The organism is Vogesella sp. EB (assembly GCF_001037925.1).
Lineage (GTDB): Bacteria > Pseudomonadota > Gammaproteobacteria > Burkholderiales > Chromobacteriaceae > Vogesella > Vogesella indigofera.
This window is the reverse complement of record NZ_LFDT01000030.1, coordinates 1-19,161: the sequence shown is the minus strand read 5'-3', so window position 1 is coordinate 19,161 and position 19,161 is coordinate 1. Positions and strand designations below refer to the sequence as shown.

19 protein-coding genes, 3 tRNA genes and 1 riboswitch are annotated in these 19,161 nt (G+C 64.9%); of the genes, 15 read left to right on the top strand and 7 right to left on the bottom strand.

The genetic code is table 11. The features are described 5' to 3' along the window. Window positions 1-44: 44 nt before the first annotated feature. From ACG97_RS14230 to ACG97_RS14215, 4 genes are read left to right on the top strand one after another with little or no spacing between them, the layout of a single operon-like run. Window positions 45-989 carry a prenyltransferase gene (locus tag ACG97_RS14230; RefSeq protein ID WP_047968049.1) on the top strand — a complete coding sequence of 315 codons (945 nt, stop codon included), beginning with the start codon at window positions 45-47 and terminating at the stop codon, window positions 987-989. A gap of 36 nt (window positions 990-1,025) precedes the next feature. Continuing rightward, the gene (ruvA, locus tag ACG97_RS14225) at window positions 1,026-1,619 is read left to right on the top strand and encodes a Holliday junction branch migration protein RuvA (protein WP_047968033.1); all 594 of its coding nucleotides are present in this window, start codon (window positions 1,026-1,028) and stop codon (window positions 1,617-1,619) included. Between the two features lie 3 nt (window positions 1,620-1,622). After that, complete coding sequence (locus ACG97_RS14220; protein ID WP_047968032.1) at window positions 1,623-2,369, top strand: SDR family oxidoreductase; 747 nt, start codon at window positions 1,623-1,625, stop codon at window positions 2,367-2,369. Between the two features lie 33 nt (window positions 2,370-2,402). Then, window positions 2,403-3,185 (top strand): NYN domain-containing protein, encoded by a 783-nt coding sequence (locus tag ACG97_RS14215; protein WP_047968031.1) that lies wholly within the window; start codon window positions 2,403-2,405, stop codon window positions 3,183-3,185. 94 nt (window positions 3,186-3,279) lie between these two features. Here the strand turns inward: ACG97_RS14215 and ribB are convergent, their stop codons facing one another. Further along, complete coding sequence (gene ribB / locus ACG97_RS14210) at window positions 3,280-3,912, bottom strand: 3,4-dihydroxy-2-butanone-4-phosphate synthase (protein WP_047968030.1); 633 nt, start codon at window positions 3,910-3,912, stop codon at window positions 3,280-3,282. A 131-nt stretch (window positions 3,913-4,043) separates the two neighbouring features. Further along, window positions 4,044-4,194, bottom strand: a riboswitch (FMN riboswitch). Window positions 4,195-4,273: 79 nt separating this feature from the next. On the opposite strand from ribB, the gene ruvB reads away from it, so the two are divergent. From ruvB to ACG97_RS14195, 3 genes are all read left to right on the top strand, one after another. Further along, entirely contained in the window at window positions 4,274-5,308 is a 1,035-nt protein-coding gene (gene ruvB / locus ACG97_RS14205) for a Holliday junction branch migration DNA helicase RuvB (protein ID WP_047968029.1), read from the top strand. 36 nt (window positions 5,309-5,344) lie between these two features. Next, window positions 5,345-6,067: a glutamine amidotransferase gene (locus ACG97_RS14200; RefSeq protein ID WP_047968028.1), complete on the top strand. Its 723-nt coding sequence runs from the start codon at window positions 5,345-5,347 to the stop codon at window positions 6,065-6,067. 65 nt (window positions 6,068-6,132) lie between these two features. Then, a complete protein-coding gene (locus ACG97_RS14195) occupies window positions 6,133-6,537 on the top strand; it encodes a hypothetical protein (RefSeq protein WP_047968027.1) in 405 nt (134 codons plus the stop codon). Window positions 6,538-6,743: 206 nt separating this feature from the next. On the opposite strand, the gene proB is transcribed toward ACG97_RS14195, so the two are convergent. Beyond that, window positions 6,744-7,862, bottom strand: coding sequence for a glutamate 5-kinase (proB, locus tag ACG97_RS14190; RefSeq protein ID WP_047968026.1), 1,119 nt, complete (start codon window positions 7,860-7,862; stop codon window positions 6,744-6,746). 84 nt (window positions 7,863-7,946) lie between these two features. After that, entirely contained in the window at window positions 7,947-9,305 is a 1,359-nt protein-coding gene (locus ACG97_RS14185) for an adenosylmethionine--8-amino-7-oxononanoate transaminase (RefSeq protein ID WP_047968025.1), read from the bottom strand. A 434-nt stretch (window positions 9,306-9,739) separates the two neighbouring features. Here ACG97_RS14185 and ACG97_RS14180 point away from each other — a divergent pair, with 434 nt between their 5' ends. From ACG97_RS14180 to ACG97_RS14170, 3 genes are all read left to right on the top strand, one after another. Beyond that, a complete protein-coding gene (locus ACG97_RS14180) occupies window positions 9,740-10,159 on the top strand; it encodes a pilin (RefSeq protein WP_047968024.1) in 420 nt (139 codons plus the stop codon). Between the two features lie 67 nt (window positions 10,160-10,226). Next, the gene (locus tag ACG97_RS14175; RefSeq protein ID WP_238377346.1) at window positions 10,227-12,032 is read left to right on the top strand and encodes a PglL family O-oligosaccharyltransferase; all 1,806 of its coding nucleotides are present in this window, start codon (window positions 10,227-10,229) and stop codon (window positions 12,030-12,032) included. 67 nt (window positions 12,033-12,099) lie between these two features. After that, complete coding sequence (locus ACG97_RS14170) at window positions 12,100-13,836, top strand: PglL family O-oligosaccharyltransferase (protein ID WP_238377345.1); 1,737 nt, start codon at window positions 12,100-12,102, stop codon at window positions 13,834-13,836. A 74-nt stretch (window positions 13,837-13,910) separates the two neighbouring features. Here the strand turns inward: ACG97_RS14170 and rpoH are convergent, their stop codons facing one another. The 4 genes from rpoH to ftsY form a co-directional block, all read right to left on the bottom strand. Continuing rightward, complete coding sequence (rpoH, locus tag ACG97_RS14165) at window positions 13,911-14,771, bottom strand: RNA polymerase sigma factor RpoH (RefSeq protein WP_047968022.1); 861 nt, start codon at window positions 14,769-14,771, stop codon at window positions 13,911-13,913. Between the two features lie 118 nt (window positions 14,772-14,889). Beyond that, on the bottom strand, window positions 14,890-15,798 hold the full coding sequence (gene ftsX / locus ACG97_RS14160; protein WP_047968021.1) for a permease-like cell division protein FtsX: 909 nt from the start codon (window positions 15,796-15,798) through the stop codon (window positions 14,890-14,892). Beyond that, window positions 15,795-16,448: a cell division ATP-binding protein FtsE gene (gene ftsE, locus ACG97_RS14155; RefSeq protein ID WP_047968020.1), complete on the bottom strand. Its 654-nt coding sequence runs from the start codon at window positions 16,446-16,448 to the stop codon at window positions 15,795-15,797. Before ftsE ends, ftsX begins: the two co-directional genes overlap by 4 nt. Before the next feature lie 62 nt (window positions 16,449-16,510). Continuing rightward, a complete protein-coding gene (gene ftsY / locus ACG97_RS14150) occupies window positions 16,511-17,611 on the bottom strand; it encodes a signal recognition particle-docking protein FtsY (protein ID WP_047968019.1) in 1,101 nt (366 codons plus the stop codon). Between the two features lie 177 nt (window positions 17,612-17,788). Here ftsY and rsmD point away from each other — a divergent pair, with 177 nt between their 5' ends. The 5 genes from rsmD (at window position 17,789) to ACG97_RS14125 (ending at window position 19,120) form a co-directional block, all read left to right on the top strand. Then, a complete protein-coding gene (gene rsmD / locus ACG97_RS14145; protein WP_047968018.1) occupies window positions 17,789-18,340 on the top strand; it encodes a 16S rRNA (guanine(966)-N(2))-methyltransferase RsmD in 552 nt (183 codons plus the stop codon). 76 nt (window positions 18,341-18,416) lie between these two features. Continuing rightward, complete coding sequence (locus ACG97_RS14140; RefSeq protein ID WP_047968017.1) at window positions 18,417-18,668, top strand: YfhL family 4Fe-4S dicluster ferredoxin; 252 nt, start codon at window positions 18,417-18,419, stop codon at window positions 18,666-18,668. A 139-nt stretch (window positions 18,669-18,807) separates the two neighbouring features. Next, a tRNA-Tyr gene (locus ACG97_RS14135) sits at window positions 18,808-18,892 on the top strand. Between the two features lie 53 nt (window positions 18,893-18,945). Then, window positions 18,946-19,019: transfer RNA gene (locus ACG97_RS14130), tRNA-Gly, on the top strand. A gap of 26 nt (window positions 19,020-19,045) precedes the next feature. After that, window positions 19,046-19,120, top strand: a tRNA-Thr gene (locus ACG97_RS14125). Window positions 19,121-19,161: the final 41 nt, after the last annotated feature.

Below are 19,161 nucleotides of genomic sequence, written 5' to 3'. Positions count from 1 at the left end.
GCTTTGCGTTATGCTTGCTGGATCTGCCTTCCGCCTCCGACACCATGCCGACAGCGACTTGCCCGCCGCCACCCGACCGCTCCCGCCTTGATGGCCGTGCCGCGCGCTGGCTGCTGGCCACCCGCCCGGCCTTCCTGACCCTGACCCTCGGCGGCGTGCTGCTCGGCATCGCCGGCAGTGGCGTCGACGCGCTGTGGCAACGTTGGCCGCAAGCGGCGCTGGCGCTGCTGCTGGCCTTGCTGTGTCACGCCGCGGTCAACGTGATCAACGACGTGGCCGACCACGACAACGGCAGCGATGCGGCCAACGTGGCGCGGCAGTTTCCGTTTACCGGCGGCAGCCGCGTGATCCAGAACGCGCTGCTCAGCCGCCACGACATGGTGCGGCTGGCACAGGGGCTGTTTGCACTGGTGATCGCCGGCGGCCTGCTGCTGGTGTGGCTGAGCGGGCCGTGGCTGCTGGCCATCGGCGTGATCGGCGTGCTGTTGGGCTGGGGCTACTCGGCGCCGCCGCTGCGGCTGAACAGCCGCGGCCTGGGCGAAGCCTGCGTGCTGCTGTGCTTCACCCTGCTGCCGCTGGGCGCGCAGGTGCTGCTGAGCGGTGCGCCATCGATGGCCATGCTGGCCGCGGCCTTGCCCTACGGCCTGCTGGCCGCCGCGCTGCTGTACATCAACCAGTTTCCGGACCGTGATGCCGACGCGCTGGCCGGCAAGCGCCACTGGGTGGTGCGGCTGGCGCCGCAGCAGGCGCGCTACGGCTACCTATTGTTGGTGACGCTGGCTCTGCTGAGTCTGTTGGCGGCAATCTCCGCCGGTCTGCTGCCGCTGCGCGCCATGCTGCTGTTGCCGCTGTGGCTGCTGCCGGCACGGGCAGCCGTCACGCTGTGGCACAATGCGGCGCAACCGGCGCGGCTGCGGCCCGCCCTGATCCAGACCATTGCCGCGGCCAATCTTTATCCGCTGGCGCTGGCTGCCATCCTGTCCTGTTAAGCGCCGCACTGCGGCCAACCTTTTGAAAGCCCCGAAATGATCGGACGACTCACCGGCACCCTGCTCGAAAAACTGCCCCCGCAAATCACCGTCGACGTCAACGGCGTCGGCTACGACGTGGACGTGACCATGACTACCTTCTACCAGCTGCCGGCGCTGGGGCAGAAGACCACGCTGTTCACCCACCTGGTGGTGCGCGAAGACGCGCATTTGCTGTACGGCTTCGGCAGCCGCGACGAGCGCGAGACCTTCCGCCAGCTGATCAAGATCACCGGCGTCGGCGCCAAGATCGCGCTGGCGATCCTGTCCGGCATGACCGCCGACGAGCTGGCGATCGCGGTGGCCAGCGAAGACATCAAGCGCCTGTCCAGCGTGCCCGGCATCGGCAAGAAAACCGCCGAGCGCCTGGTGCTGGAGCTGCGCGGCAAGCTGGCCACCGGCGGCAACCTCACCGTGCCCGGCGGCCTGCCGTTTGCCGCCACCCCGGACGAAAAGAGCGACATCGTCAACGCCTTGCTGGCGCTGGGCTACAACGAAAAAGAAGCCGCCGCGGCCACCAAGGGCCTGCCGGCGGACGTTACCGTCAGCGACGGCGTGCGCCTGGCGCTGAAGAACCTGATGAAAGGCTAAGGCATGGACAAGGTGCTGCTGATCACCGGCGCCAGCCGCGGCATCGGCGCCGCCACCGCACTGCTGGCGGCGCAGCGCGGCTACGCGGTGGCGGTGAACTACCACCGCAACCAGGCGGCCGCCGAGGCGGTGGTGGCCGCCATTCACGCCGGCGGCGGTCGCGCGGTGGCGATTGCGGCCAACGTGGCCGACGAAATCGACGTGCAGCGCCTGTTCGCCGAAACCGAGCTGGCGCTGGGGCCGCTGTCGGCGCTGGTCAACAACGCCGGCGTGCTGGAGCCGCAGCTGCGCCTGGACGAAATGAGCGTGGCGCGCTGGCAGCGCATCCTGACCACCAACGTCATCGGCCCGCTGCTGTGCTGCCGCGAGGCGGTAAAGCGGCTGTCCACCCGCCACGGCGGCGCGGGCGGCGCCATCGTCAACGTGTCGTCGGCCGCCGCGCGGCTGGGGTCGGGCGGCGAATACGTCGACTACGCCGCCAGCAAGGGGGCGCTGGACACGCTGACCATCGGTCTGGCGAAAGAAGTGGCCGCCGAAGGCATCCGCGTCAACGCGGTGCGCCCCGGTTTCATCTACACCGAGATGCACGCCGACGGCGGCGAGCCGGGCCGCGTCGACCGCGTCAAGAGCGCGGTGCCGCTGCAGCGCGGCGGTCAGCCGCAGGAGGTGGCGGAGGCGATCCTGTGGCTGCTGTCCGACGCCGCCTCGTTCACCACCGGCAGTTTCATCGATGTCGCCGGCGGCCGCTGAGCGCGCCGCGGCATCGTCAACAAGGGGAAAACCATGGCCAACGTAGCGGTACTGATCGACGCGGACAACGTGTCGCCGGGCTGGATCGAGGACGTACTGGAAGAGGCCGGCAAGCTGGGCGTGCTGGCGCTGAAACGGGTATACGGCGACTTCAGCCGTCACGACAAGGCGTGGCGCGACCTGTGCGCCCGCTTCGCCATCCACCCGATCCAGCAGTTTCCCAACACCAAGGGCAAGAACGCGTCCGACATCACGCTGGTGATCGACGCGATGGACATGCTGCATTCCGGCCGCTATCACAGCTTCTGCCTGATCTCCAGCGACAGTGATTTTTCGCGGCTGGCGACGCGGCTGCGCGAGGACGGGCTGGAGGTGTGGGGCTTCGGCGAGGAGAAAACGCCGTCGGCCTTCGTCAACGCTTGCAGCAAGTTTGTGTACGTGGAAGTGCTGGCGCTGAGCGACGAGGCCAAGGCAGAGGAGAGCGCGGCCAAGGAGGGCGACGGCGCGCGTGGCGGCGGCAAGCCGGCGCCGGCGGCACGGGTGCTGCGACCGCTGGACAAGAAGCTGCGCGTGCAATTCCAGAAGGGCATCGAGAGCATGGACGACGACGAGGGCTGGGCCGATCTCGGCGGCGTCGGCAGCCTGCTGGGGCAGTGGATGCCGGACTTCGACCCGCGCAATTACGGTTTTGCCAAGCTGTCCGAGCTGGTGCTGAAGTCGGGCTGGTTCGAGGTGCGCAAGGCCAGCAGCGGCCGCGGCGGGGTGTCGATCCGCCTCAAGCCGGGCAACGGCGGCGGGCGCAAACCGGCCAAGTAGGGCGCTGGCCGCACCACGCCGGCGTCAGCCGCAAAAAAACCGCAGCGTGAGTACGCTGCGGTTTTTGTTTGCGGCCAACGTTGGCCGCAAGCGTTCACGGCTGCTCGCGCGCCAGCCATTGCACCAGCTCGGCCACTGTCAGCTGCGGCAGCTGGTGTTGCACGGCGTAGGCGTCCAGCTCGGCGCCGCGCATCATGCTGCCGTCCGGGTTCATCAGCTCGCACAGTACGCCGGCCGGACTGAAACCGGCCAGTCGCGCCAGCTCCACCGCCGATTCGGTGTGGCCGCGGCGTTCGCGCACACCGCCGGCACGGGCGATCAGCGGGTAGACGTGACCGGGGCGGGCGAGGTCGTCGGGCCTGGCGCCAGGGGCGATGGCGGCGCGGATGGTGGTGACGCGGTCGGCGGCGGAGACGCCGGTGCTCACGCCTTCGGCGGCTTCGATGCTGACGGTGAAGGCGGTGCCGTAGCGGCTGCCGTTGTCGGCCACCATCGGCGGCAGCGCAAGGCGTGCCGCGTGTTCCGGGGTCAGGCACAGGCAGACGATGCCGCTGCAGTCGCGGATCAGGCGCGCCATTTCCGGCACCGTCAGCGCGTCGGCGGCCAGGATCAGGTCGGCCTCGTTTTCGCGGTCGTGGTCGTCGGCGACGATCACCGGCTTGCCGGCACGCAGCGCGGCAAGGGCGGCGTGGAGGCGCAGGGAAAGGATATCGGTGTTGGCATTCATGGATAACGGTCCTCAAATTGGCTAGTGAGAAACACGTCACGGGGCGTGAAGCGGCGGGCCTGGCGGCCAACCTGGTGCGCACGGCGTACGCGGACAGCAGCTCCCGTCGCCGGCTGGCGTGCGGGGGATGGCGTCATCTTCTTTCATCCGGACTGTGACCGTCGGCTCTGGCATCGCACCAGATCTGCTGACCTTTTGCCGGGCGGCAAAAGCGCTCGCGGGCTCGGCTGCGCAGGCAGCCATACCGCCGGTGGGGAATTGCACCCCGCCCTGAAGACGTCGCTTGCGGCCAACGTTGGCCGCAAGCGGGGCACAGTATAGCAGTGGTAACATCGGGCGATTGATCCCGAGTGATAGCGACATGATCCAGACCGACAACCTGATAGGCGGCGCGCCGGAGCGCCGCATCGTCACCCAGCAAAGCCTGTCGCAGCAGGAAGAGGCGCTGGAGCGCGCGCTGCGGCCGAAGCAGCTGGACGAATACGTCGGCCAGAAAAAGGCGCGCGAACAGCTGGAGATCTTCATCGAGGCGGCGAAAAAGCGCGGCGAGGCGCTCGACCACGTGCTGCTGTTCGGCCCGCCTGGCCTTGGCAAGACCACGCTGGCGCACATCGTGGCGCGCGAGATGGGCGTCAACCTGCGCCAGACCTCCGGCCCGGTGCTGGAGCGCGCCGGTGACCTGGCCGCGCTCTTGACCAACCTGGAGCCGCACGACGTGCTGTTCATCGACGAGATCCACCGCCTGTCGCCGGTGGTGGAGGAGATCCTGTATCCGGCGCTGGAGGACTACCAGATCGACATCATGATCGGCGAGGGGCCGGCGGCGCGCTCGGTGAAGATCGACCTGCCGCCGTTCACGCTGGTCGGCGCCACCACCCGCGCCGGCATGCTGACCAACCCGCTGCGGGATAGATTCGGGATTGTCGCGCGGCTGGAGTTCTACACCCCGGAGGAGCTGCAGCGCATCGTGGTGCGCTCCGCCGGCCTGCTGAACGTACCGCTGGCCGACGACGGCGCGTTCGAGGTCGCGCGTCGCTCGCGCGGCACACCGCGTATCGCCAACCGCCTGCTGCGCCGCGTGCGCGACTACGCCGAGGTGCGCGCCGACGGCACGGTGACCGCGGCGGTGGCCGACGCCGCGCTGGCGATGCTGGACGTCGATCCGGCCGGCCTGGACGTGATGGACCGCAAATTGCTTCAGGCGATCCTGGACAAGTTCGGTGGCGGCCCGGTGGGGCTGGACAACGTCGGCGCCGCCATCGGCGAGTCGACCGACACCATCGAGGACGTGATCGAACCGTTCCTGATCCAGCAGGGCTATCTGCAGCGCACGCCGCGCGGGCGGATGGCCACCGCGCTGGCGTATACCCATTTCGGGCTGCCGACCAGGGAGTAAGCGGCGGCCGCGGTTGACGATGAACGAGCGAAGAGCATGCAGAAAAAGCTGATTATCCGTACCGGCCGCGTCTATGCCGAGTTGCGTGGCGAGCTGGGCGATTTTGACGACTGGATCCGCCGCGAGCTGGGCGCCGATGGCGACAGCTGGCAGGTGATCGACGTGCAGGCCGGCGAGGCGCTGCCGGCGGTGACGGAAGTGGCGGGGGCGGTGATTACCGGCTCGGCTGCGATGGTCAGCGAGCGCGCGCCGTGGAGCGAGGCCACCGCCGCTTGGCTGCGCAGCGCGCATGCGGCCAACGTGCCGCTCTTGGGCATCTGTTTCGGGCACCAGCTGCTGGCGGCGGCGCTGGGCGGCGAGGTCGGTTACCACCCGCAGGGGCCGGAGGCCGGCACGGTGACGGTGCATACCACCGCCGCCGCTGCCACCGATCCGCTGCTGTCGGCATTGCCGGAGCGTTTTGCCGCCAACGTGATCCACTGGCAGAGCGTGCAGCGGCTGCCGGCCGGCGCGGTGTGCCTGGCGCACAATGCCTTCGAACCGCACCACGCCTTCCGCCACGGTTCGGCGTGGGGTGTGCAGTTTCACCCGGAATTCAATGCCGAGGCGATGACGCGCTATCTGGCACAACTGGCGCCGTTGCTGGACAAGGCGCAGCTGTCGCTGCCGGTGCTGCAGCAGAATGTTGCAGCGACACCACATGCGGCGGCTTTATTGCAGCGTTTCGCCACCTTGCTGCCCGGGGCTGCGCAAGGTTGAGCACGCGGCGTACAATGCGCGCCAGATGTTTTATTCGCTCATGATTGCTCAGGGAGTATGCAGGCATGTTTTACGCCATTTTGCTGGTGACACTGGCGGTCGCCTTGGTGACGTCGATACTGGTGGTCCGTTTTTTCAACGAGGCAGTGAAGAAAATCCTGTCGCGCATCGTCGGCGATGATCTGGCCGAGGCGTGGCGCAAGTACATGAGCTTCGCCATCGTGGTGGTCGGCGTCTCCGGTGGCGTGCGCATCTGGGATCTGGAAAAGTTCGTGCCCAACGGCCGCGAATCGGCGCTGGAGCTGAACGGCGTGCGCTGGACCATCCAGATCTACCGCACCGTGATCGATACCCTGTCGCAGATCGCGTGGGTGATGCTGCTGTTCTTCCTGTGCACCATGGTCGCCTACGTGATCATGCGCGCGGTGGAGGCTCGCGCCAGCGAGCGCGGCGGCAAGGCGCCGGAGTAAGCGCCACGCCGGGCCGGTCTGGCCATCATGCAAACAGGGCTGCCGCGGCAGCCCTGTTGCTTTGTGTGCGGTCGCCTTGGAACGTGTTCACGATCCCGCCTGCTCACGCGAGACAAGGCGAAAACGGCTGAGGAAGCGGCATTGAGCTGGATAGAAAGCAGCATGCCGAAGCCGTTTATCAGCCGCCGAAGATCGTGAACAGCCTCTTACAGCGCGACCATGTTGTCGCGGTGGATCAGCTCCGGCTCGATCAGGTAGCCGAGCACGCCCTCGATGTCGCGGGTGGCCTTGCGCATGATCAGCCGCGCTTCTTCCGAGCTGTAGTTGACCAGCCCGCGCGCCACCTCGGCGCCCTGTTCGTCGACGCAGACTACCGCGTCGCCGCGCAGGAAGCTGCCTTCTACGGCGATGACGCCGATCGGCAGCAGGCTGGTGCCTTTTTCGCGCACCGCCAGCGCGGCGCCGGCGTCGAGCACCACCTTGCCGGACAGCTGCAGGTGATCGGCCAGCCACTGCTTGCGTGCGGCCAACCTGGTGGTCGGCGCATTGAGCTGGGTGCCGATCGCCTCGCCATCGGCCAGCCGCGACAGCACATTGGCTTCGCGGCCGCAGGCGATCACGGTGGCGGCGCCACTGCGCGCGGCGCGCTTGGCGGCGATGATCTTGGTGTACATGCCGCCGGTGCCGACGCTGGAGCCGGCGCCGCCGGCCATCTCTTCCAGCTTGCTGTCGCCGGCCTCGGCCTCGTGCACGAAGGCGGCGTCGGGATGCTTGCGCGGGTCGGCGGTGTACAGGCCCTGCTGGTCGGTGAGGATCACTAGGCTGTCGGCTTCGATCAGGTTGGTGACCAGCGCGCCGAGGGTGTCGTTGTCGCCGAAGCGGATCTCGTCGGTGACCACGGTGTCGTTTTCGTTGATGATGGGCACCACGTTCAGCGCCAGCAGCGTTGATAGCGTGGTGCGGGCGTTGAGGTAGCGCAGGCGGTCGGACAGGTCTTCGTGGGTCAGCAGCACCTGCGCGGTTTTCAGGCCGTGCTCGCGAAAGGCGCTTTCGTAGGCCTGGCACAGCCCCATCTGGCCGACGGCAGCGGCGGCCTGCAGCTCGTGTACCGCCTTCGGCCGCTTGGCCCAGCCCAGCCGCTGGCAGCCTTCGGCGATGGCGCCGCTGGAAACCAGCACCACTTCCTTGCCGCGGCGTTTCAGGTCGGCGATTTCGGCGGCCCAGCGCGCCAGCGCGCTCATGTCCAGACCCTTGCCGTCATTGGTCACCAGGCTGGAGCCTACTTTCACCACGATGCGCGTGGCGCTGTGAATCACCGATTGCATGTCTCCGAATCCCGTCAGAAGCAAAGCCGTCAGTTTACCCGATTCCGCCGCCATGCCGCAGTGCGTCACTCGGCGGGGTGCGGCTTACGGCAGCGCGGTTTCCGGCCGTGACGACGGGCGGTCGCCGGCCAGCAGCTGCGTCAGCGCCGACAGCGTGGCGTCGACCAGCTGCCGCATGTGGCTTTCCTCGATGATGTAGGGCGGCATGAAGTACACCGTCTTGCCGATCGGGCGCACCAGACAGCCCTGCTGCAGCATCAGGCTGAAGAAGGCGGGGCCGAAGTCGGCACGCTGGCAGTCGACGTCGAACGCCCAGATCATGCCGCGCTGGCGGAAGTGGCGCACCGCCGGATGGGCGGCGATCACCGCCAGATGGCGGCTGAATAGCGCGGCGGTGGCAAGGTTGGCCGCAATCACCTGTTCATCCTCGAAGATGTCGAGCACGGTCAGCGCCGCGCGGCAGGCCAGCGCATTGCCGGTGTAACTGTGCGAGTGCAAGAAGCCGCGGCTGACGTCGTCGTCGTAGAACGCGGCGTAGATGTCGTCGGTGGTCAGCACGCAGGACAGCGGCAGGTAGCCGCCGGTGATGCCTTTCGACAGGCACAGGAAATCGGCGCGGATCGCCGCCTGTTCGCAGGCGAACAGTGTGCCGGTGCGACCGAAGCCGACCGCGATCTCGTCGGCGATCAGGTGCACCCGGTACTGGTCGCACAGCCGGCGCGCTTCGGCCAGGTACAGCGGGTCGTACATCACCATGCCGGCGGCGCCCTGTACCAGCGGCTCGATGATGAAGGCGGCGAGCTCGTGGCCGTGCTGTTGCAGCAGGCTCTCCAGCGCGCTAGCGGCGCGGCGCGCGACGTCGGCGGCCGTCTCCCCCGGTGCGGCAAGGCGGGCATCGGGGCTGGGCGCGCGCAGGTTGTGCTGCAGCAGCGGCGCGTAGGTGTCGGAGAACAGCGGCACGTCGGTCACCGCCAGCGCGCCGACGGTTTCGCCGTGGTAGCTGTGTTCCAGGCTGAGGAAACGGGTCTTCCGCGTCTGGCCGTGATTGCGCCAGTAGTGGAAGCTCATCTTCAGCGCGATCTCGGTGGCGCTGGCACCGTCGGAGCCATAGAAGGCGTGGCCGAGGCCGGTGAGTGCGGCCAACCTTTCCGACAGTTCCACCACCGGCTGGTGGGTGAAACCGGCGAGGATCACGTGCTCCAGGGTATCGAGCTGATCCTTCAGCGCCTGCTTGATGCGCGGCTGGTTGTGGCCGAACAGGTTGACCCACCACGAGCTGACGCCGTCGATGTAGCGCTTGCCGTCGAAATCCTCTAGCCAGATGCCGTCGGCGCGGGCAATCGGGATGATGGGCAGGGTTTCGTGGCGCTTCATCTGGGTGCAGGGGTGCCACACCGCGGCGCGGCTGCGCGCCAGCCAGTGTTGTGCTTGCGAGTCATGCATGGTGGGGCCTCCGGAAGACAAGGCGGGCATCGTAACATGGCGCCGCACCTCGCAAGAGTGACGAAAATTGTCAGCCGCTTGCCGATTTTGCGCCCGCCGGCCGCAGCTGTACTGGCGGTGCTGGGCGCAAAAAGCCTGCTACAGCGGTCTTTTGCGATGGCCGCGGCCAACCTGGCACGGCCTGGCGCCAATCTTGCTGTGCTTTGTCAGGAATCAAGCTGCGCTGGCCCGTTGCCGTGTATCCTCGCCGCGACGGTCGTTAAGGCAGCTAGCCGCGGAGATCGTAGTACCGCGTCGCTGCTAGCTGCCGGCCTCGGTTCCGTGATTTACCGAGGCGGCTCGTGTGCGTGCCAATTGGCAATTGCAGTGCTGGCTTGGATTTGTTTTTTCGCTGGTAGTTTGCCGTTTTTCATTTTCAAACAGGAGCGATACACATGAAACGTGTACAACAAGGTTTTACCCTGATCGAACTGATGATCGTGGTAGCGATCATTGGTATTCTGGCTGCGCTTGCGATCCCGGCGTACTCCAACTACACCAAGCGCGCGCAGGTTTCGGAAGCGTTCTCGCTGGCGGATGGTATGAAGATTAAAGTCGCAGAAACGCAAGGCGAAACGGGCTCTTGTACTACTATGAATGCTTCCGGTACCTATGCGAATATTGCTGTCTCGTCTGGTACTGCTGCTGCTGGTGGTTGTGTTATCACTGCAACCTTCCAAGCCCCTGCTCACACCGATCTGGTTGGTGATACCGCTGTAATTATTCCTACTTTTGGCTCCAACTCGACCACTTGGTTGTGCAGCTTGGCTAGCTCGACAGTAGACGACGCGTATCTGCCTAAGGCTTGCTCGTAATTTCATTCGTAACGTGAGCATTAATCTGGCCCTTGCTATGCAAGGGCCTTTTATTTTCGGGAACAGAATGAGCCGGACCATCACATTGGAACGCCTGGCAATGGCCGCCTTGTTTTTACTGGTGACCATCCCCTTTCTCAACTGGGTACGCTTTCAGCCGGCGGGTGATTACGTCAGCAGTGTTTGCGCGGTATTGCTGGCGGTGGTGGTATTGCTGCTGTCACCGGCAAGAAATCGTGATGCAGAGCCTAGCGGCGCCTTGCTGCTACTGGCGCTGTTGCCATTGTTGACCATTGCCACCGCCCTGGTCTCGCTCTATCCCGGACAGGGGGCGGCAGCCAGCATGGGTATGGCGCTGTGCCTGGCGCTGGCCTATGCCGTATCCCGCCATTCGCCACAGTTGGTGCTGACGGCGCTGGCCTGGGGGCTGTTGCTGGGTGGGCTGATGCAGGTGGTGATTGGCTTGTTGCAGGTGACACAGTGGGTGCTGGTATTGCAATGGCCGTGGGTGTTCTACGACAAGGGCAATCCGGCCAATCTGATTGGTCAGGTAGCACAGCGCAACCATTACGCCAATTACCTGACCCTGTCCCTGTTCGCCAGTTGCTATCTGTTTGCTGTCAACAAGCTGCGCGGCTGGTTATTGCTGCCGCTGGTGCTGCTCTTCGGCCTGTTCATCAGCTGGTCCGGCTCACGGTTGGCGATCGGTTATGCCGGCGCCGCCATGGTACTGGCGTGGCTGTTTTACTGGCGTAGTGGCCGCCAGGCCGAGACCGGCCGTTTGGCCTTGGCCCTAGCGTTGGCGACGTGCTGGCTGGTGTTCTGCCAGTTGTTCAATAAAGAACTGGTCGTACTGCTCAATTGGCTGGGCCTGCCACTGGGTGATATCGGCTCTGCCGCCGACCGCATGCTGGCCGGTGGCTTTGGTGCCCGGCGCTGGGTGGAGTGGCAGAAGGCGTGGCAAGTTTTTCTGGAGCACCCCTTGTTCGGTGTCGGGCTGGGCGGCTATGCGGCAGAAAGCGTGCGCCTGGAAGTGGCGATGGGTTTTGCCGGGCAGTGGTCGGAGAGCTGGCTGTTTACGCATAGTCATAACCTGATCCTGCAGTTGCTGGCGGAAACGGGACTGCTTGGCACCGCTGTGGTGGTGATTGGCCTGTGCTGGGCGTTCTTGCCGTTTTTCCGCAAGGAGCAGGCCAATGTTCATTCCCTGCTGGTGGTGCTGCTGGCAATGGTGCTGCTGCTGCACAGCATGGTCGAATATCCGCTGTGGTATATGACTTTTCTCAGCCTGTTTGCCGTGCTGCTGGGGCTGTCACCGGCCCGCCACTACACGCTGGCTATCCGCCTGTCGATGCGCCGTGTGCTGACGTGGGGCTTTTGCGCGCTGTTGCTGTGGCAGTCGGTGGCAGGGCTGCTGGCCTATGGCAAGCTGGCGCGCTGGCTTGTGCCAGGCTCCAATGCGCAGGTGAATGTGATGCGCGCCGAGGAGGTCTGGCACATTGCGCGCAATCCGCTGTGGACTTACGAGGCCGATATGGTGCTGGCCAATTACCTGATCGTGGACAAGCGCCAGCTGCAGGAGAAGCGTGCGCTGTTCGAGCGGCTGACCGCCTATCGCCCGCATGCCGGCATGCTGATCAATGTCGCGATCCTGCGAGCGCTGGATGGCGACAGCGCTGCCGCCGAGCAGGCTCTGCGTTTTGCCATCGCCGCCTATCCGGCCTATACGCCGGGTTTTGCCGCCGAGCTGATGTCGCGTCACGATCCGGAGCTGCGGCCGCTGCAGGCGATCGCCAATACGGCGCTGCAGGCCAGTCGCGATGGCGGCGCACAGTCGGCGGCATCCAGCGTGCTGGCTGCGCCACGGCGCTGAAACTCTCCCGATCTGACAGCAAAAGCGGCGGTGCGGTATGCTTCCGCCTTTGCCGAAACGCGGATTGATGATGTTTGCTTCTCTTGCGCGGCCAAGGTTGGCCGCATTGCTGCTGGCGGCGGTGACCGTGCTGCCCTTCCTGTCGCCGTTCCACTACCTGCCGCTGCCGCAGTGGTGGGGGGAGATCGCGGTGGTGGTACTCGGCGCGCTGGCCTGCCTGTGTCTGCCGCGCGGCACATTGCGCCTGCCGCGGGTGGTGCCGTGGCTGACGCTGCTGGCTGTGCTGTGGCTGAGCCAGCCATGGTTTGTCGAGTTGCTGTTTCCCGGCCTCAATGCGGCAACGGCGCTGGCCTTTCTCGCGCTGGCGCTGCTGGCGCTGGCGGTGGCCCGCTGGCAGGCGCTGAGCGACGCCGAAACGGTGATGACGGTGCTGGCCAAGGGCTTGCTGGTCGGTGCCCTGCTGCAGTCGCTGATCGGGCTGGCGCAGCTCACCGAGCTGGCGCCGCTGCTGGGCGGCGTGCTGTTCTACGATGGTGCGCATCCGACCTCCAATATTTTCGGCCACATCGGGCAGCGCAACCAGTATGCACACTACCTTAGCTGGGGGCTGGTGGCCGTCAGCTGGCTGGCCGTGGCGCGCGTGCTGTCGCGCGGTGTGGCCGTCGCGGTGCTGCTGTGGCTGGCGCTGTCGATCGCCTTTGCCGGCTCCCGCACCGTGTTGCTGTACGCCGCCGCCTTGCTGCTGCTGGCGCCAGCCTGGTACTGGCACGTGCGCGACGAGGCCAGCAAGCGCCTGATGCAGTGGCTGTTGCTGGCGGCGGGCTTGCTGCTGCTGATGCAGTTCGCGTTGCCGCTGGGCGAGTGGCTGTTGCGGCCGCTACTGCATGGCGAGCTGGTGGCCAGCGGGGTCGAGCGGCTGGCGGCCAACTCTGACGGCATGGGCGCGCGGCGGCTGGCGGAGTGGGGCAAGGCGTGGCTGGTGTTCCGCGAGGCGCCGTGGTTCGGCGCCGGCTGGTCGCAGTACGCGTACCACAGCGTGCGGCTGCAGCTACTGCCGCAGTTTGTCGATAGCGGCGTCAACAGCGGCCTGTTCAGCAATGCCCACAATCTGGTGTTCCAGCTGCTGGCCGAGGTCGGCCTGATCGGCACCCTGGCGGTGTTGCTGGGCCTGAGCTGGGTGTTGCTGCCGTGGTGTGGCCGCCAGGCGCGGGCGGTGCATCTGCTGCCGCTGGCCATGCTGGTCATCTCGCTATTGCACAGCATGCTGGAGTACCCGCTGTGGTACCTGTACTTCCCGGCGGTACTGGTGATGCTGCTGGCGCTGGCGCCGGTGGCAGAGGGGGGCAAACGCCGCCCATTCCGGCCAGTACAGTACGGCGCGCTGTTGATGCTGCTGCTGGCGGGGTATGGCAGCTATCGTTATGTCGAGATGCAGGGCCTGTACAACCCGCGCAGCGCGCAGCAACAGCAGCGGCTGCAGCAGATCATGCGTAGCGAGCCGCTGTTTGCCTTCCACGCGCTGGGGCTGCTGGATGATGTGGTGAGGCCGGGACGCGACAGTCCGCCAGCGCAGCGGCAGTGGATTGCGCTGCTGGCGCAGATGCGACCGTATCCGGATGTGCTGCGCAAGGAGGCGCAATTCCTGGCGCTGGAAGGGCGCCCGCAGGAGGCCGCCTACACCATGCGGCTGGCACTGGCCTCGTTCCCGACCTACGCGCCGTTTTTCCTGCGCGCGCTGTCGCCGGAAGAAGCGGCTTGGCAGCCGCTGCGGCAACAGGTGGAGGCGGCGATGTCTAAGCCGTGAACGGCGGTGGCTGGCCAGCAATGAAAAATCCCTGCACATGGCAGGGATTTTTTGTGTCTGGCGAGGCGGGCAGATCAGCCGTCGATGACCACACCGCTATGCAGCGCCGTCTTCATCTTGCCTAATGCCTTGGCCTCGATCTGGCGGATGCGCTCGGCGGAGACGCCGAACTCGGCGGCCAGGTCATGCAGCGTGGCGCCGCTGTCGTCGGCCAGCCAGCGCGCTTCGATGATGCGGCGGCTGCGCGGGTCCAGTGTTGACAATGCTTCCAGCAGGCCTTCGCTCTGCAGGCGATCCACCGCGCGGCGCTCCAGTGTCACGGTCGGCTCGTTGTGGGCGTCGGCCAGCCAGTCGATCGGGGCGTAGGCGTCGTCGTCGTTGTCGTCGGCCAGCAGCGACACGTCCTGGCCGCTCATGCGCGTTTCCATTTCGCGCACTTCTTCCGGCTTGACGCCGAGATCTTCGGCAATGGCGCGGGCTTCGCTGTCGCTGAGTGCAGCAAAGCTCTTCTTCATGCTGCGCAGGTTGAAGAACAGCTTGCGCTGTGGCTTGGTGGTGGCAATGCGCACCAGCCGCCAGTTGCGCAGGATGAATTCATGCATCTCGGCCTTGATCCAGTGCACCGCGAACGAGAACAGGCGCACGCCGCGGTTCGGTTCGAAGCGCTTGACCGCCTTCATCAGGCCGATATTGCCTTCCTGGATCAGGTCGGCCTGTGGCAGGCCGTAACCGGCGTAGCCGCGGGCAATGGATACCACCACGCGCAGGTGAGACATCACCAGGCGTTTTGCCGCTTCCAGGTCTTCGTGTTGCTGATGACGCGTGGCAAGCTCGATCTCCTCTTCCTGGGTCAGCATCGGGATGCTGTTAACGGTCTGGATGTATTGCTCCAGGCTGCCGTTGGAAGAAAGTACGGGCAGGGCAAAAGTGGACATGTATTCGCAATCCTCCTAAATGGACCGACTTATCTTAGCACTCGGATTATGAGAGTGCCAGACGACAGGAGTTCCTGCCAATGGCAAATTTCAATCAGACCGATTGTCTCGCCCGATGTCACGCCGGCTGGTTTTTGCGCAGATGATGGTCTGCGGCCAACCTGGCGCCGAGCATGCTCAGCAGCACGGCGCCCAGCAACACGCCCAGCACTTCCAGCGGCTGCAGGCTGCGTAACTGGGCATCGATGCCGTACAGGCTGGCGAATTCGGCCAGCGCCGGATTGGCCTGGTAGGCCAGCCAGCTGCTCAGGCCCCAGCACAGCAGCGCCGACAGCCCGCCCTGCCACGCAGCGTGATAGAGAAAGGGGCGGCGAATGAAGCTGTCGGTGGCGCCGATCAGTTTCGATACCGCGATTTCTTCCTGCCGCGCCAGAATCTGCATGCGGATGGTGTTGTGGTTGATCAGCACCATCGCCAGCGCAAACACCACCGCCAGCAGCCAGGCAAGCTGGCCGGCGAGGGTGATCATCGCGTGCAGCTTGCGCGCCCAGGCCGCATCGAACTGCGCCAGTTCCACCATCGGCAGCCCGGACAGCTCCTTCTGCAGCAGGTCGAGCATCGCCGGCTCCAGCGCTTGCGGAGTGACGATGAAGGCGTGCGGCAGCGGATTGCTGCCGAGGCCCTCGCTGATCGCGTTCAGGCCGCTGCGCTGTTCCAGTTCTTTCAGCGCGGCATCCTTGTGCACAAAGCGGAAGGATGCAACCCGTGGATGGTGCTTGAGGCTGCTTTCCACCGCGGCCAGATCGGCCTGTTCGCTGGACAGCTCCATGAACAGTGTGATCTGCGGCGTGGTGTTCAGCTTGGCGGTCCACTGCTGCAGACTGCTGACACCGAGATACAGCGACACCGGCAGCGCCAGCGCGATGGCCAGCATCAGCAGGTTGAGCAGGTTGCCGAACGGCTGGCGCAGGATCTTCAGCAGTGCGCTGCGGGCGCTCTGTGCGTGCAGGTACAGGTAGTGTTTCATGCGGCGAATTGTCCTTCACGAAGCCGGATGATGCGGCGGCCGTAGTCTTCCATCAGCGTTTCGTCGTGGGCCGAGATCAGCACCGTGACACCAACCTGGTGGAAGGACTTGAACAGCTCCATGATGTCCAGCGCGTAGGCGCGGTCGAGGTTGGCCGACGGCTCGTCCGCCAGCAGGATGCTGGGGCGGTGCACCACGGCACGGGCAATGCACAGCCGTTGCTGTTCGCCGCCGGACAGGCGGATCGGCATCACCTTCTCCTTGCCGGCGAGGCCGACCTTGTCCAGTGCCGCCCGCACGCGGCGTTGCGCATCGCGACGGTCGAAACCGATGATGTCCAGCGGCAGCATCACGTTGTCGAATACCGAGCGGTCGAACAGGATCTTGTGATCCTGGAACACCACGCCGATGTGCTGGCGCACATAGGGCAACTGGCTGGCGCGCAGCTTGCTCAGGTTCTGGTTGTTGACCAGCACATTGCCGCTGGTGGCGCGTTCGATACCGGAAACCAGCTTCAGTAGCGTGCTTTTGCCGGCGCCGGAATGACCGGCGAGGAACACCATCTCGCCGCTTTCCACCGCGAAGGACAGGTTGCGCAGCGCCTCGTGTCCACCGGGGTAGCGCTTGGTGACTTGGTCAAATCGGATCATCGGCAATCATCCCGCACAAAGGTTGGCCGCAACGACGGCGGCCGGCAAGTGGATCAAGGCGCTCAGTCGAACAGCGCGTCGACAAAGTCGCGGGTCGAGAACGGGCGCAGGTCGTCGATGCCTTCGCCGACGCCGATGAAGCGCAGCGGTATCGGGTGCTGCTTGGCGATGCCGGCGATGACACCGCCCTTGGCGGTGCCGTCCAGCTTGGTGAGGATCAGGCCGGTGAGACCGAGCGCCTCGTCGAAAGCCACCACCTGGTTGATCGCGTTCTGGCCGATATTGGCATCCAGCACCAGCACCACTTCGTGCGGAGCATCCGGGATCGCCTTCTGGATCACGCGCTTCACCTTCTTGATTTCTTCCATCAGGTGCAATTGCGTCGGCAGGCGGCCGGCGGTGTCGGCAATGACGATGTCGATGCCGCGGGCCATGGCGGCCTGTATCGCGTCGTAGCAGACGGCGGCGGCGTCGCCGCTTTGCTGTGCGATCACGGTGACGTTGTTGCGCTCGCCCCAGGCAATCAGCTGTTCGCGGGCGGCGGCACGGAAGGTGTCACCGGCGGCGAGCAGCACCGACTTGCCCTGGCTTTGGAAGTACTTGGCCAGCTTGCCGATCGAGGTGGTCTTGCCGGCGCCGTTGACGCCGGCGAGCATGATCACGTAAGGCTTCTTGCCGTGCGTCTGCAGTGGTTGTTCCAGCGGCTGGATCAGTTCGATCAGCGCCTCTTTCAGTGCGCCTTTCAGTTCGCTGGCGTCCTTGAGGCCCTTCAGCGATACCCGCTCGCGCACGTCGCGCAGCAGGTGACTGGTAGCATCCATGCCCATGTCCGAAGTCAGCAGCACCGCTTCCAGCTCTTCGTACAGCTCGTCGTCGATCTTGCCGCCGCCAAACAGGCCGGCCAGCTGCTTGCCCAGCTTGTCACGGGTCTTGGCGAGGCCGGATTTCAGCCGTTCGGTCCAGCTCGGTTTCGCCTGCGTCACGCTGCTGGCCGGAGCAGGGGCCGGAGCTACAACAACTGGCGCTGCCGTTGCCGCTGCGGCTGGCGTTGGCTCAACGCTTGCCGCAGGTGGCGTGACGAGATCCGCTGCGGGTGCGACCGGGGCTGCCGGCGGGGTCGGGGTGGTGTCGGGAACGGGTTTTTTCTTGAAAAAGCTGAACATGCGAAATGGCTGAGTCGAAGTAAGAGATTAGCGCTGGATTGTACCGGCAAAAGCCAGGGCGAGGGCAAACCTGAGTATAAAGCGCGACATGGCGTTAACAGATTGATTCACGACAGAAGTTCTGCGGCGGTAAATGGAGTAAAATCTCGCCCTTCTTTGAACAAGGCAGGGCATGGCATGGCGCAGCAACGCAACAGGGTGCGGATCATTGCCGGCAAGTATCGTCGGCGCCTGCTGCCCTTCCCGGATGTTGACGGCTTGCGGCCAACCCCGGATCGGGTGCGGGAGACGGTGTTCAACTGGCTGGCAGATCGTGTCGAGAACGCCGATTGTCTCGACCTGTTCGCCGGCAGCGGGGCGATGGGCTTCGAGGCCGCGTCGCGCGGTGCGCGCAAGGTGGTGCTGGTCGAGAAAAGCCGCACGGCGCTGCAGTGCCTGCGCGACAGCAAACAGTTGCTGGAGGCGGCCGAGGTGCAGCTGCATTCCGGTGCCGCGGAGGACTACCTGGCGCGCAGCGCGGAGCGTTTCGACCTGATCTTCCTCGATCCGCCGTATGCGCTGACCCTGCTGCCGGCATTGCTGCCCAAGGTTGGCCGCATGTTGAAGGCGGGCGGATGCATATATATAGAATCGGATCGGCCGGAGCAGTTTGCCGGCTGGCGGGTGCTGAAAGAGGGCAAGGCGGGGGCGGTGCGCTTTGCGTTGCTGGCCGCTGAGTCCAGCGAATAAACATATAACGGCATGGGCTTGCGATGGTGTGCCGGCGGTGCCAGAATTCACTAGTGAAATACCTGAGGAAATTACTATGTCTTTGATCATTACTGACGAATGCATCAATTGCGATGTCTGTGAGCCGGAATGCCCGAACAATGCCATTTCGCAAGGTGAAGAGATCTACGAAATCGATCCTAACCTGTGTACCCAGTGTGTTGGCCACTACGACGAGCCGCAGTGCCAGCAAGTCTGTCCGGTGGACTGCATTCCGCTGGATGCCTCCAATCCGGAGACGCATGACCAGCTGTATCAGAAATACCTGGTAATCACCGCCAAGGCCTGATTGCGCTAAGCCGTTGATTTGTGAAGCAGCCGCCACCGAGTGTGGTGGCTGTTTGCATTTTGGCTGCAAAAAATCCGAAAAATCACGGAAAAGCTGTTGACGATCGCCGGAGCTGTCTATAATATTCGGGCTTCTTCACGGGGGGATTCCCGAGCGGTCAAAGGGATCAGACTGTAAATCTGACGGCTCAGCCTTCGAAGGTTCGAATCCTTCTCCCCCCACCAAAGTTACCAGCATCTTGGCGGCGAAAGCAGTTAGAGTTGGCCGGGATCGTAAGGCGGGTGTAGCTCAATGGTAGAGCAGAAGCCTTCCAAGCTTACGACGAGGGTTCGATTCCCTTCACCCGCTCCAGGTTGCGATAGTTGTAAAGTTTTTTGGCCCATGTAGCTCAGGGGTAGAGCACTCCCTTGGTAAGGGAGAGGTCGGCAGTTCAATTCTGCCCATGGGCACCAAACTCATTTTATTGTATTCAGGGAATTTGCCATGGCTAAGG

Coding starts and splice junctions, on each gene's coding strand:
- rsmD (WP_047968018.1), top strand. CDS start 17,789: ATGGCGCAGCAACGCAACAGGGTGCGGATCATTGCCGGCAAGTATCGT.
- ftsE (WP_047968020.1), bottom strand. CDS start 16,448: ATGATCCGATTTGACCAAGTCACCAAGCGCTACCCCGGTGGACACGAG.
- rpoH (WP_047968022.1), bottom strand. CDS start 14,771: ATGTCCACTTTTGCCCTGCCCGTACTTTCTTCCAACGGCAGCCTGGAG.
- ACG97_RS14140 (WP_047968017.1), top strand. CDS start 18,417: ATGTCTTTGATCATTACTGACGAATGCATCAATTGCGATGTCTGTGAG.
- ftsY (WP_047968019.1), bottom strand. CDS start 17,611: ATGTTCAGCTTTTTCAAGAAAAAACCCGTTCCCGACACCACCCCGACC.
- ACG97_RS14175 (WP_238377346.1), top strand. CDS start 10,227: ATGAGCCGGACCATCACATTGGAACGCCTGGCAATGGCCGCCTTGTTT.
- ruvB (WP_047968029.1), top strand. CDS start 4,274: ATGATCCAGACCGACAACCTGATAGGCGGCGCGCCGGAGCGCCGCATC.
- ACG97_RS14170 (WP_238377345.1), top strand. CDS start 12,100: ATGATGTTTGCTTCTCTTGCGCGGCCAAGGTTGGCCGCATTGCTGCTG.
- ACG97_RS14215 (WP_047968031.1), top strand. CDS start 2,403: ATGGCCAACGTAGCGGTACTGATCGACGCGGACAACGTGTCGCCGGGC.
- ruvA (WP_047968033.1), top strand. CDS start 1,026: ATGATCGGACGACTCACCGGCACCCTGCTCGAAAAACTGCCCCCGCAA.
- ACG97_RS14200 (WP_047968028.1), top strand. CDS start 5,345: ATGCAGAAAAAGCTGATTATCCGTACCGGCCGCGTCTATGCCGAGTTG.
- proB (WP_047968026.1), bottom strand. CDS start 7,862: ATGCAATCGGTGATTCACAGCGCCACGCGCATCGTGGTGAAAGTAGGC.
- ACG97_RS14220 (WP_047968032.1), top strand. CDS start 1,623: ATGGACAAGGTGCTGCTGATCACCGGCGCCAGCCGCGGCATCGGCGCC.
- ACG97_RS14185 (WP_047968025.1), bottom strand. CDS start 9,305: ATGCATGACTCGCAAGCACAACACTGGCTGGCGCGCAGCCGCGCCGCG.
- ACG97_RS14230 (WP_047968049.1), top strand. CDS start 45: ATGCCGACAGCGACTTGCCCGCCGCCACCCGACCGCTCCCGCCTTGAT.
- ACG97_RS14180 (WP_047968024.1), top strand. CDS start 9,740: ATGAAACGTGTACAACAAGGTTTTACCCTGATCGAACTGATGATCGTG.
- ftsX (WP_047968021.1), bottom strand. CDS start 15,798: ATGAAACACTACCTGTACCTGCACGCACAGAGCGCCCGCAGCGCACTG.
- ACG97_RS14195 (WP_047968027.1), top strand. CDS start 6,133: ATGTTTTACGCCATTTTGCTGGTGACACTGGCGGTCGCCTTGGTGACG.
- ribB (WP_047968030.1), bottom strand. CDS start 3,912: ATGAATGCCAACACCGATATCCTTTCCCTGCGCCTCCACGCCGCCCTT.